This is a genomic window from Chamaesiphon sp. OTE_20_metabat_361, assembly GCF_031364565.1.
Window position 1 is genome coordinate 1 of the sequence record NZ_JANLWO010000842.1, and the last position, 12,686, is coordinate 12,686.

Below are 12,686 nucleotides of genomic sequence, written 5' to 3' on the forward strand. Positions count from 1 at the left end.
TCCCTGAAAGGGTTTAAGGTCGATTTCGCTTTCTCTACTATTAATATACCCACTTTATCTCTAAAATTGTTTCAATCCCTGAAAGGGTTTAAGGTCGATTTCGCTTTTTCAATTGTCGCCTCCAGGATCTACTCGATCTCGTTTCAATCCCTGAAAGGGTTTAAGGTCGATTTCGCTGCACCGAGAACATTTTGCAACCCTCCCTACTCCAAAACCGTTTCAATCCCTGAAAGGGTTTAAGGTCGATTTCGCTCGCTAATGGCAATTCAAGGTGCGGCGGCTGATGCGGGGGTGTTTCAATCCCTGAAAGGGTTTAAGGTCGATTTCGCTTAGAGGTGCAAATGAATAGCTTGCCGGATGATTTGTTTCAATCCCTGAAAGGGTTTAAGGTCGATTTCGCTGGCAGGAGGGTAAAAGCCTTACCATATTTGGTTTTCAAAGTGCAAGTGCGCGAGCTTCATCAATCATAGCACTCAAACGAACGAGTAACTGAAAACCAAATTGCCCGATCGAGTCCAAAACCCTTAACCACCAGAACTTTGAGTACTTGCGCGGATTAATATTTCGTAGAAATGCTCAAAACCCAGACTAGGGAAGACCTCCAGATACATTTTATCCGAATACATTTTCAACACCTACCCCACCGCGCATCAAGCCTGACCTATTTGTCTGCCCAATATTACCAGATCGCGATCGACCCCATTGAGTTCGGCGATTTGAGGTAGATAACCCCACTGTTGAAAATCGTATTTTTTGAACAGATTGATACTCGGTTGATTGTGCGCGAAAATAAATGCGACTAGCGTTTTGATATCTAGACTGGCAGCACTGGCTAGGGCTTTAGATAATAGTTGCGTGGCTAAATGTTTGTGGTGAGAATCTGGTGCGACATACACGCTTACCTCGACCGTATGCCGATAGGCATCGCGCCCATAAAACGATCGAAAGCTAAACCATGCTTTAATTTTACCATCTACTTCGACTACCCACAAAGGACGGCGCTCGGGCGTGTGAGCGGTAAACCAGTCCATGCGGCTGGCAACCGTCACTGGCTCCAAATCGGCTGTCGCCATCCGTCCGGGAATCGATGTATTGTAAATTTCAATAATTGCAGGTAAATCTTCGATCGTGGCATCGCGAATCATATTGTATTCATTAGACATGACGGCAATCGCGAGTCCGATCGGGATAAACGATCGATACTCAGCAATCGTCAATAATTTAGCACCGTTGCTCGCGATCGATTGGGGGACTGGGACATGGGGGGACTGGGGGACTGGGAGACTTGTATTAAAACTCTCTATCCACTATTCACTATCCCCTATCCCCTATCCCTTACCTACAGCTCTGTAGCACTATCTGGTGCTACGATTTCACCTTGGGGCTGGGTGGAGACTTCGGCTTTCTTCTTCAGATCTTGAAAACCATGAAGCTGGATGCCCATTTGATGGGCTGCTGTTTGTAATTCACGCTCGAACGTGACGATATCGTCACTATAGCCACAGAGATTCGCGGCTGCTTGAATGCCTTCCTTGGCATTGGCATTGGCGCAATCGATTAATTCGGTACCGTGCAGTGGGGTTGGTGATGCCATCAGATTTATGCTCCCAATAATATTAGTGCGCTCGCGATCGAAAATTCTCTAAATTACATATTGACAATCGTGCGGTTAAACCCGATCGGTCTTGGATTTAACCTAACACCGATCGCCAACCGACTTCAACGTCCCAAAAATTTTTCCTTACAAATTTATCGATCGCGACTGCTCTCGATAGAAGTATGTTAATGTAGTACTGCTGCCGATCGAGCCTAGTCAAGATCTATCACCTGCTAAGATTCGATCGGATCTGTCCGAGTTACCAGCAAAATCTCGATCGCTTGCAAATACTGGCTCGATCTCTCAATGGGTAATTTGTGGATGAAATAGCCAACATCTATCCGCTCATTTTCTCAATTAATATAGATTCTGTTTGTAGAGCGACCGGGCGAGCGTTAAAGTTAATAGAATCTGTCAGTGTATAATAACGGTGCGCGATCCCCAGTTTTATCATCGCTCTTTAAAGTCTGTCTTTTGGGGGATTCGAGTAGATTGACTAACCAGTAACCTAATCATTAGGGATATTTAGATCCCGTCTGAATCAAAACTCAAGAATACCATTAGGATCTTTACAATTGCCTAATGTACTTATTTATACTGATATATGGACGATCGATTGATGCTTCCCTTATCTTGCCGTTATCAAAATACCACTAATAAGTTCCAGATTATTATTGTCAATAGTATCGATACATTGGAACGATTATTGTTGCCGGGAATGGCGATCGAATTTCCAGCGCAATTAGAAGACTACGTTACGATTAAAGATGGCTATGTTACTTCAGTATCTGCCGACAATATTCCCTGTTGGAAGTTAAGGACGATCGATTCGGATGCAATACCAATTTGAGGTAAGAGGTAAGAGGTAAAAGGTAAAAGGTATCGAGCTGTCATTCGCCAATGAGACGTTGGGATAATGTATCGCAGCGGATAGCTACACTATTGCTCTGTTGCTACCCAGGCTTGCAAGACTGCGGCAACCGTCCAGGCTTGGGCGATACAGCCCCGTGCGGTCATAGGCGGGTCGCCATCGAAGATTTCGCTACAGGTGCCCAAACCGTGCGCTAGCAGGTGCTGGGCGATCGGTTCTAGATACTGTTTCGCCTGAGCGCGATCGCCGTGTACCTGTAAATGTGCTAGAACAAACGCACCCAGCAACCAGCCCCAAGTGGTGCCCTGGTGATAGGCTCCGTCGCGCTGGAATTGGGTGCCGCTGTAAGATCCTTGATAATCGGGATGATGCGGCGCTAGCGATCGCAATCCATAGGAAGTCAACAAGGAGCGTCCGCAAGCATCGACAATGCCACGTTGTTGAAGTGGGGGCATTAGTGGCGCATAACCCTTGGCACCTCTGCCCGGTAAGGAGACGGCAAAGATTTGATTGGGACGTAGGACGGCATCATCGCCAGCGGGACTGTCGAGTAAGTCGTAGCAATAGCCAGTAGTGGGGTTCCAGAAGCGGGAGAACTTAGCTAAAGTTCGATCCGCGATCGCTTCATATTCGCGGGCAGGTTTACCCAGTTGACGCGCGAATTTGGCGATCGTCCGTAAGGCGCAGTACCACAGAGCATTAATTTCGATCGGTTTACCAATACGCGGCGTGACTACCCAATCATCAACTTTGGCATCCATCCAAGTCAGTTGCATACCTGCGGCTCCGGCATAGAGCAAGCCGTCACCTGCGTCGAGGTGGATATTGTAGCGAGTACCGCGACAATGCCAATCGATAATATCGGCTAAGACGGGAAAAAGTTCGGTCAATAACTCATCGTCGGCGGTGGCGTCATAGTAACTGCGAATCGCCTCAAAATACCACAGCGTCGCATCGACAGTGTTATATTCGGGCACGTCACCCGCATCGGGAAAGCGATTGGGAATCGTGCCGCGAACGACATATTTGGCAAAGGTAAGCAGAATCGAGCGGGCAATTTCCAGGCGTCCAGTGGCGATCGTCAATCCCGGCAGACTAATCATCGTATCGCGTCCCCAGTCGCTAAACCACGGATAACCCGCGATGATGGTTTTCCCCTCGGGGATGTCGGGCACCGGACGATTGACAATAAATTGGTCGGCGGCTAAAACTAGTCTGTCGAGCCAATCCGGCCATTTTTGGTTGGGGGCGATCGTTCCCGGTCGATTGTGTTTCCACAAGTTGAGGAGTTTTTGCTCGCGCTCGCGGTGCAGTTTGAGTGCTTTTGAGCCGTCTAGATTGGGCTGTGGCGTGGTGCTAGCGACGAAAACGATCGATTCTCCCGGATTGAGGGTAACTTCAAAGGTGGCGGCGTGGAGGTGGTCTTCGCTCTCGGTCAAGCCGCGCTCCCGTTCGATCGCCAGATCGAAGTTGTAGTACCAGTTATGGGCAGGGGTGACGCTGGCGTCCCGCAAGGGTTCTTGGAGGGCATCGCTCAATAAATATAGCGGCGTCGCATTCGGCTCAGCCGTCACGCAAATACCCCGCTCGACTGGTGAGACATTCATTTGCTCATGGCTGTGAGTATCGCCATGATGGTCGCGATAATTTACCAAGGCGGTGAGGGTTAACTTCAGCGGTTGAGTGGCGCGGCTTAGGGTATAGCGGACGTAGGTAGTATTGGCTCCTTGCTGCATCCAGATCCGCTTTTCAAGCAGGGCATCCGCACACGCGAACCGCCACATTGGGATCGTGCCTTCAAGTTCAAAATATTCGATCTGGCGGTAGCCATGCGGATCGACGCTACCATCTGCCCAGCGATTGGTGTGGAGTGCGTAGGTATTTCGATCGTACACTGCCACCTCATCGAGTTTGGCAAGCAGCAAGGTACGACCTAGCGGGGGCTGCAATGCAGCAATGAGTAAGCCATGATAGCGACGGGACAACAATCCAGCCACCGTACCGGAGGCATAACCACCAATCCCATTGGTAACTAACCATTCGCGTGTTTGGGCACTACTTAGCTCGCCACAAATTTCTCGCCCAAATTCGATCCGCATGTTGCAATTTTTACTCACCGCTGGTGTGCTGTTAATTACTATGATAATGCTGTTGCTGGAGTTAGTCGCGATCGTTAGCTATCGACTCGATCGGCGTTTTCAACGCGCACAAACAAAAGAGGATCTCAACTAATTAAGATCCTCCCGCTCGCTAAGTCATGAATACTGGCAATGCTCCACTACCCGAACTTACTAAATATCTAAGTCCATCAAACCTAATTTCGGCCCATAAGTTTCGATAAATTCACGACGCGGTGCTACACGATCGCCCATCAGAATTGTAAAGATCCGATCCGCTTCAGCAGCATCTTGAATCTCCACTCGTTTGAGCGTCCGAGTTGCCCGATCCATTGTAGTTTCCCACAACTGTTGAGGCATCATTTCTCCCAACCCTTTGAATCGCTGAATTGTGTAGTTGGCATTGGCTGGAAATTCAGATATTTTCTGTTGCAATTCGCGTTCGCTATAGCAATAGTAGTGATTGCGTCCGCGTTCTAATTTATAGAGCGGTGGGCAAGCAATATACACATAGCCTTCATCGATCAATGCGCGTTGATAGCGATAGAAGAATGTCAGTAACAGCGTCCGAATGTGGGCACCATCTACATCCGCATCTGTCATCAAACAAATTCGGTGGTAACGCAGTTGTTCTGATTTAAAATCTTCACCTTTGACACCCAATCCTAACGCAGTAATTAGAGCTTGAATTTCGGTGTTTTTGTAAATCTTAGAATCATCAGTTTTCTCAATGTTTAAAATCTTACCGCGCAGGGGTAGGATTGCCTGAAAACGTCTGTCCCGTCCTTGTTTGGCACTATTATGAACGAATACGCCACTAGCAAGTGCAAAGTTGTGGGTGTGAGGTACTTCGATATCGTAGACATCAAAGCATTCTTCCATCGGTTCTACCGACACGATCCGATGATTATATTGTGCGACTGCTTCGAGTGCTAACTCTGTCGAACCATCAAAGTATCGATCGCAAAATGTTTCAAATTTCAGCAGAGATTTATCGCGAGTTTCTACGCGATATTGGTAATAAGCATTCAGATCGATAGAGCCATGAGATTGCTCGATATCCTTGAGAACTTTCAGTGTTTTTTGGTAGTAAGTTTGATGCAATGCCGCTTTGCGTTTTGCCCGAAATTCTGGTGTCCATTGCTGTTGAGTTTTCTGCTTTCTCCAATCTAGCAATTGTGGATCGCTCCATTGTTGCTGTGCTTGAACTGACATCTCCAAGCGAACTTCAGGATGTTCGATAAAGTAATTGCGGGTACGCTCGGATTGTTTTTGACGATTGGATTCTTCTTGCCAATAATTTTGTTGAGCGAGATTGAGTTGAGCCGCATTTTCTTGGCGATATTGAGGGATGAGCGCATAGAAATTCTGCCACTTAGCACCCATCTCAGCTTTATATTCAGGATTTTGCCATTGAGCAATGGCTTGATCTGATAAAATTTGACGAGTTGCTGGTTGAGTCATCCGTTCGCTCATCGCTTGACGGAATTCTGGACTTTGACGAATTTGGCGACATTTTTCGACTACATCAGGACGATGCAATGTTTTGCCAACATGCTGTCGATGAATCTGAAGATGTGATTCAGGACTCATCCGTTGTAAGTTGGTTGGATTATTATTGAGCTTATTAAAGTCAATATGATGGCGATGACTGCCATCAGTTTTCTGATAAACTCCTTGCCAGCAGTTGTACCAATCGGACAACATGTGCGTAAACAACCAAGAATCCGATTTAGGATTCCAAACCATTTCATATCCATCAATGGTGATGTTTGGTGCTTTCTTATTAGAAAGTTTACGATACAAAGGCATCAATGAATCGGCAGATGTCAGCTCGGCGGCTGGTTTATAGCTACCATCTCGCAACATGAACCGATGATCTGGCGTACAAACGATTTGCTCGCCATTGTCTAATGTTACCTTGACGACTTGAGCTTGCTGCTTGGTAATCCGAGGATGCAAAATCCGCTCGATTCCGATCGTACCATTCTGACGAATGGTGTAGCAGAAATGCTCTTTACCAGCTTGCTGCTCGCTGACGATATCCTTGAAGCTGAGATTGCGTCCGTCAGCTAAGGATACGAGTGTATCGCCCCGAAAACAACCGCCTGCCGAATCTCCTTCAACGATGAAAATCTCTGATTCGCTAGGATCTTTGGAGCTACAATCTGCCAATTTACCCGGCAAAGTTGACGATTCTAATACCGATTTCCGACGGACTAATTCTTTGGCGCGTCTGGCTGCTTCGGCGGCATTAAAAGCTTGAATTGCTTTATCTAAAATCGCATCGGCAATATTCGGACGAAACTCTAAATATTCTGTCAGAGCTTCAGAAACGATCGCATCGACAATTTTCCGGACTTCGGTATTTCCGAGCTTAGTTTTCGTTTGTCCTTCAAATTCAGGATTGGGAACTTTAACCGATACGATCGCGGTTAAACCTTCGCGAATATTTTCACCACCTAAATTGGCATCACCCTCTTTAAGTTTATTCCGTTTGCGCGCGATCGAGTTCATGGTACGGGTCAATACCACTTTCAACCCATCTAAATGCGTCCCACCATCGATCGTCCGAATATTGTTAGCAAATCCCAAAATATTATCGGAATAAGCATCGATACACCACTGAAGCGCGACTTCTACCTGAACTTTATCTTGCTCTTGGCTGATGTAAATTATTTCTTCATGTAGCGGTTGTTTGTTTTCATTTAGATACGATACATATTCCCGAATTCCACCCTCGTAATAATAATGCTCGACCTTGGGTTCTGCCGTACCCAAAAGTTCCAATCGGTAGTCACTAAAACTAATCCGAATTCCCGCATTGAGATAGGCTAACTCCTTGAACCTGCTGGCTAAAGTCGCAAAATCAAATTCGGTCGATTCTTTGAATATTTCTGGATCTGGTTGAAAAGTTACCGTTGTCCCCGTGCGATTTTCTGGACTCGGCACTACTTCTAAGCCAGATACCGCAAAACCCTTCTCAAACCGCTGGGTATGGATTTTTTGATTCCGCCATACCTTTACTTCTACATGCGACGAGAGCGCATTGACGACCGAAATCCCGACTCCATGCAAACCACCAGAGACGGTATAACCACCATCCCCAAATTTCCCCCCAGCGTGGAGAACCGTCAATACTGTCTCAATGGTCGATTTACCCGTCTGCGGGTTGATCCCAGCCGGAATCCCGCGTCCGTCATCGATGACAGTCACCGAACCATTGGCGTTAATCGAAATATCGATATTTTTGCAATGACCAGCTAGTGCTTCATCGATCGAGTTGTCCGCAACCTCATATACTAAATGATGGAGTCCTTTTGGACCTGTCGAACCGATATACATCCCCGGTCGGACGCGGACTGCTTCTAGTCCCTCCAGTACCCGAATGTTGTCGTCACCATAATCACTGGTCATAAACGATACTCCAATAATGAGTCACAAGCCGCTATTGGCTCTACTGATGAGAAATCACTCCAAAATTATAACACAAATAGGCTATAGACGAATCTAGATAGTTTTGGGATTATTTTTGAGAGCTAGACGATCTATATTTATTCTGCTGTTTTCGATCGACCGATTTATCTGCAATTTTATATACTAAGTGATGGAGTCCTTTCAAACCTGTCGAACTGATATACATCCTCCATGCTCATAGTTATTTGTGGTGCCACAGCCACGGGAAAATCAGGACTGGCGATCGCGATCGCCCAACGGCTTGATGCTGAGATAATTAGTGCAGACTCGCGCCAGATCTATCGAGAATTCGATATCGCGACGGCGAAGGTACCTAGTAGCGAACTGGCTTTGGTACCGCATCATTTGGTTAGTACATACGATCCTAATTGTACCGTAACGGCTGCCCAATATCAAACACAGGCGCAGGCACTCATCGAAAAATTTCAGGCGCGGGGCATGACACCGCTGCTGGTGGGGGGTACGGGACTATATATTAAGTCTGTAGTCAAGGGGATGAAAATTCCGCGCGTACCGCCACAGATGGATTTGCGATCGCAATTAATCGCGCTGGGACAGGGGCAATGTTACCAGATTTTGCAACATCTCGATCGCGAGGCAACGCTAAAAATTCATGCTAATGATGCGATTCGGACGATTCGCGCGTTGGAGGTTTATTATGCCACTGGACAAACGATTTCTAGTCAGCAGGGAGAATATCCGCCGAGTTATCCGATTCTCCAAATTGGCTTGGATTGTGAAAGTTTGGATGTTTTGACGCTACGCATCGAGCAACGCACTCAACAGATGATCGATTTGGGTTGGGAGGCTGAGGTAAAATATTTAGGGACTAAATATGGGTGGGATTTACCGTTGTTGGATACGTTGGGATATGCGGAGATGCGTCAGTATATTCAGGGTGAGATTAGTTTAGCAGACGCGATCGATCTGACGATCGTGCATACGCGTCAATTTGCCAAACGCCAACGTACTTGGTTTGCGTCGATTCCCGAAATTGAGTGGTTCGATAGTAACGATCCGATTTTACTCGATCGAGTTTGGGCGCGAGTACAGCAGTTTAACAGCGAAGTTATTTTAAAATAATTACTGCCAAAATTGGGCTGAAAAAGATAATTGTCAGCATTGCATAAAAAGCTACTTCCTTCGGATCGTTTTCATCGATCGCGATAATATTATTATATGTCAAGTACCAAGGTTTGGCAGTCTTTTTGATAATCTGATATTTACCTAAATAACGATCGATCGCAATTACTTCTCCTTGAGAATACTGTTTGGCAACATAAGCATCATTCCATTTCAAAGATTCTTTAATTGCATACAATGGTGGAAGATCTAGTTTCTTGGCAACAGAAGCACGATTGATTCTATAGCCTGGATATTCAGATTTAAGACGTTCTTGGAGATATCGATCTTCACATTCATAGCCAAAACTTCTCACCTGTTGCAATTTAGACGAGCCATAAGTATAAATCCACGTATCTTTGTCTAAGTTGAGATCGAGGAGATTTTCGGTGGGAGATCGATCGAGTGAATTTTCATTCATGATTAATTTCTGACTGACGCTCTTTACGATCTTAACTGAATCAAACATCTTGCGCTCTTAGATCCAAATTGAGAGCTAGAATAGAGACATCCCCGCTAGCGTCAACTAACGGGGATATCGGTGGCTTGTGAGCCACAAATCAAAAAAAACATCTATTACTATTATGACCCAATCTCAAGAACCAAACGATAGAAGGATAGATCGCCAACTCCGAACTATCGGTCGTCGAGTCAACCGTTTAGAAGATACCCAAGTCACTTGGGGCGAACTTAATATCGAATTCGATCGCCTCTATGACGAAGTAGCTGAAGTCAAAGCCGATCTCAAGGCTGACATTAGCGGACTCAAAGGGGACATTGCTACTCTCAATGGCAAGATCGATGTCCTGATTCAACACATCACCGGGTCGGGGAGCTAATAAGCGACGTTTTAAGGGAATGGCGAACCTCTATTGATGTAGAACATCAATAGAGGTTTGCACGCTGATTTAGATCGATCTAGCTGCTAACTCGCCAACCGAATCCCGCTAAATTGCCACCGTGCTGAAGGTGGAAAGAAATTGCGATAAGTGGAACGAATATGATCGGCAGAAGTAACGCACGCACCGCCGCGTAAGACCATTTGATTGCACATAAACTTCCCATTATATTCACCGATCGCACCTTCGGCAATCTGGAAACCAGGATAGGGCAAATAAGCACTTTGCGTCCATTCCCAGACATCACCAAAAAACTGATGATGCGGATTATTTACAGGTGTTGGCTGTAAGAGATCGCTGTCTAAAAAGTTACCAACTTGAGGGATATTTACTGTCGCAACTTCCCATTCTGCTTCGGTGGGTAAACGCTGACCTTTCCACGTCGCATAGGCATCAGCCTCATAAAAACTTACATGACAAACTGGTTCATTGAGGTCGAGTTTTTTTAGTCCACCGAGGGTCATTATCCACCACTGGCGACGCTCGAAATTATCGATGCCGCTTACGACTAGTTCCCAATATAATGGCGCTTGCCATTGCTGAGTTTGAACGGTCATCCAGCCTTCTGCTAGCCAATATTTTGATTTTTGATAACCACCAGCTTGGATAAATTCTAAATATTCACCATTTGTAACTAGCCGATTGGCTAATTTATAATCTTGCAGATATGTTTTGTGGCGGGGGGATTCATTATCAAAGGCAAATTCATCACCTTGATGACCGATACTATACAGTCCGCCGGGATATGCCAACCACTCAAAGGGAATTTCTGTCGGCGTGGGATGTGGGGGTAAATTTTGACGATAGACCGGATGTAGCGGATTGGTACCGAGAATATGTTTGATATCCATCAAGAGTAATTCTTGATGTTGCTGCTCGTGGTGGAGTCCGAGGGTGACTAGTTCTGCTAAGTTGGGACGATCGGCAATTGTTGCCAGTAACTCTACCATGGCTCGATCGACGCGTTCGCGATAGCGATAAACTTCAGCGACAGTCGGACGTGAAAGCATCCCGCGTAGGTGGCGCGGATGGCGCGCGCCGACAGCTTCATAGTATGAATTGAACAAATAACCAAATTGGGGATGAAAAACCTGATATCCCGGTAAATATGGTAATAGTAAGAAGGTTTCAAAGAACCAGGTCGTATGTGCTAAATGCCACTTGGGCGGACTCACATCCGGCATACTTTGGATTGTATAATCCTCTATAGCTAGCGGTTGGCAAATCCGTTCGCTAATTTGGCGAACTTGTTGATATCGACGGGTGAGAATCGCAGCGGGGCTATTGTCGATCGCCAGCGGATCGATCGGTTGAATTTTGGACTGATTGGAGGAGATAGAAAACATAACCTTTTAGCAACGATTGGTGTCGATAATTAATTTGTTGGTAATGAATCGATCGATATTTACAAAAATCTTGACATAGATAGATTGAAAAATATTGTAGAAAACTAGAATTGGAACTAAACGCGATCGCCTGCCGTCCCTGACAGCAAAAGCGACTGGGCTACACAAAGATAGTCGATTGCTATCCGAAAAAGTAATTATTCTATCGAACAACTTAACTGCAAGCGATCGCTACTTTGACTGTCATCAATACAAGCTGCCAACTGTCAACTCTTATATGCTTAAATTCAATTTGTTTTCTAATCGTATTGTGACACTTTTGGGGTTATTTTTGGTACCGATTATTGCCACAATCTCCATCAATACTCGATCGGTAGCATTCCCCGTACCGACGTTGACGCCGCTTCCTGGAACGGGAATCGCTCAAAGAATCACCTCGCCTGGATTGACAACACCCCTACCGTCTCCAGCTTCAACACCAGCAGCCAGCGAACCGCAAGTCACGATTCCCGTGCCGCCGCCGCTGCGTCCGCTCCCGAGCGGTACGACAGCCCCCAGCAGTCCCCCGCCGACGACCCTACCCCCAACAGCTAGTCCGCCGCAGGTACCGACCAATCATACCAATCGCGCACTGGTACCAAGCGAACGAGATAAAATCGCCGCCTATCTTCGCAGTCGCAATTTGAGTAGTAACTCTAGTGTAACCCCGGTAACTGACACTCGGTTCATTTTACACGATACATCCGTCATCATGGCTGCCAGTACGCTCGATCGCGAACGTCAACTCGGTCGCGGCCCATTGGGACTGGGTGTCAATGCCTTTTTACCGCGCGAAAATACAGCGGTCTTAGCGCGTCCCAATTTCTACGAACCGCGCCGACCGACGACTACTGAATTTGAAAAAGCGAGCGATATTTTAGTTAAACCAGAACGGGAACGCTTGCTCAGACAAGTGTGGCGCGCGACGAATGAAACGGCTCGCCGTCAGGCACTCGATACCGCGCTGGCAAATCTAGGCTTGAGTGCGGGCGAAATTGCCTCAGAACAAAAAGAAGCACGGGGCAAACTTGCCGCCGCCAGCGGGCGGATTTATACTACGGCAACTTGGTCTGTAGAATCGATCTGTAACCGTTACAACAGCGGCGATAAGTCGGTTGCGAGTCCCGGTCAAGCAGCCAGCATCGGCAACGCCTGTGCGCCCTTGAGCAATTATTTCAACGTCCGCAATAGCCGTGTCAAATCCAGCGTCGCCGCCGA

The 12,686-nt window shown here is 46.6% G+C and carries 9 protein-coding genes, 1 pseudogene and 1 CRISPR repeat array; of the genes and pseudogenes, 4 read left to right on the plus strand and 6 right to left on the minus strand.

Translation table 11 applies throughout. The features are described from left to right. A CRISPR array of direct repeats spans positions 1 to 401; the repeat unit is 30 nt; unit sequence TCCCTGAAAGGGTTTAAGGTCGATTTCGCT. 249 nt (positions 402 to 650) lie between these two features. Then, on the minus strand, positions 651 to 1,145 hold the full coding sequence (locus RMO35_RS23585; RefSeq protein ID WP_396135719.1) for a GNAT family N-acetyltransferase: 495 nt from the start codon (positions 1,143 to 1,145) through the stop codon (positions 651 to 653). 194 nt (positions 1,146 to 1,339) lie between these two features. Next, positions 1,340 to 1,594, minus strand: a complete 255-nt coding sequence (locus RMO35_RS23590; protein WP_309744918.1) for a hypothetical protein — start codon at positions 1,592 to 1,594, stop codon at positions 1,340 to 1,342. A gap of 622 nt (positions 1,595 to 2,216) precedes the next feature. Here RMO35_RS23590 and RMO35_RS23595 point away from each other — a divergent pair. Next, positions 2,217 to 2,447 (plus strand): DUF1830 domain-containing protein, encoded by a 231-nt coding sequence (locus tag RMO35_RS23595; RefSeq protein ID WP_309744919.1) that lies wholly within the window; start codon positions 2,217 to 2,219, stop codon positions 2,445 to 2,447. 89 nt (positions 2,448 to 2,536) lie between these two features. Here the strand turns inward: RMO35_RS23595 and RMO35_RS23600 are convergent, their stop codons facing one another. Then, positions 2,537 to 4,567 (minus strand): amylo-alpha-1,6-glucosidase, encoded by a 2,031-nt coding sequence (locus RMO35_RS23600; protein WP_396135720.1) that lies wholly within the window; start codon positions 4,565 to 4,567, stop codon positions 2,537 to 2,539. A gap of 192 nt (positions 4,568 to 4,759) precedes the next feature. Continuing rightward, positions 4,760 to 8,002, minus strand: coding sequence for a DNA topoisomerase (ATP-hydrolyzing) subunit B (gyrB, locus tag RMO35_RS23605; protein WP_309744923.1), 3,243 nt, complete (start codon positions 8,000 to 8,002; stop codon positions 4,760 to 4,762). Between the two features lie 231 nt (positions 8,003 to 8,233). On the opposite strand from gyrB, the gene miaA reads away from it, so the two are divergent. Then, positions 8,234 to 9,145, plus strand: a complete 912-nt coding sequence (miaA, locus tag RMO35_RS23610) for a tRNA (adenosine(37)-N6)-dimethylallyltransferase MiaA (RefSeq protein WP_309744925.1) — start codon at positions 8,234 to 8,236, stop codon at positions 9,143 to 9,145. Here the strand turns inward: miaA and RMO35_RS23615 are convergent. After that, complete coding sequence (locus RMO35_RS23615) at positions 9,132 to 9,605, minus strand: hypothetical protein (RefSeq protein WP_309744927.1); 474 nt, start codon at positions 9,603 to 9,605, stop codon at positions 9,132 to 9,134. The two genes, miaA and RMO35_RS23615, sit on opposite strands and share 14 nt — an antisense overlap. Before the next feature lie 163 nt (positions 9,606 to 9,768). Between RMO35_RS23615 and RMO35_RS23620 the strand changes: the two genes are divergently transcribed. Beyond that, positions 9,769 to 10,023 carry a hypothetical protein gene (locus RMO35_RS23620; protein WP_309744929.1) on the plus strand — a complete coding sequence of 85 codons (255 nt, stop codon included), beginning with the start codon at positions 9,769 to 9,771 and terminating at the stop codon, positions 10,021 to 10,023. 86 nt (positions 10,024 to 10,109) lie between these two features. Here the strand turns inward: RMO35_RS23620 and egtB are convergent, their stop codons facing one another. Beyond that, positions 10,110 to 11,429: an ergothioneine biosynthesis protein EgtB gene (gene egtB, locus RMO35_RS23625; protein WP_309744931.1), complete on the minus strand. Its 1,320-nt coding sequence runs from the start codon at positions 11,427 to 11,429 to the stop codon at positions 10,110 to 10,112. Between the two features lie 292 nt (positions 11,430 to 11,721). Here egtB and RMO35_RS23630 point away from each other — a divergent pair. After that, positions 11,722 to 12,686, plus strand: a pseudogene (locus RMO35_RS23630) (hypothetical protein); the annotation flags it as partial.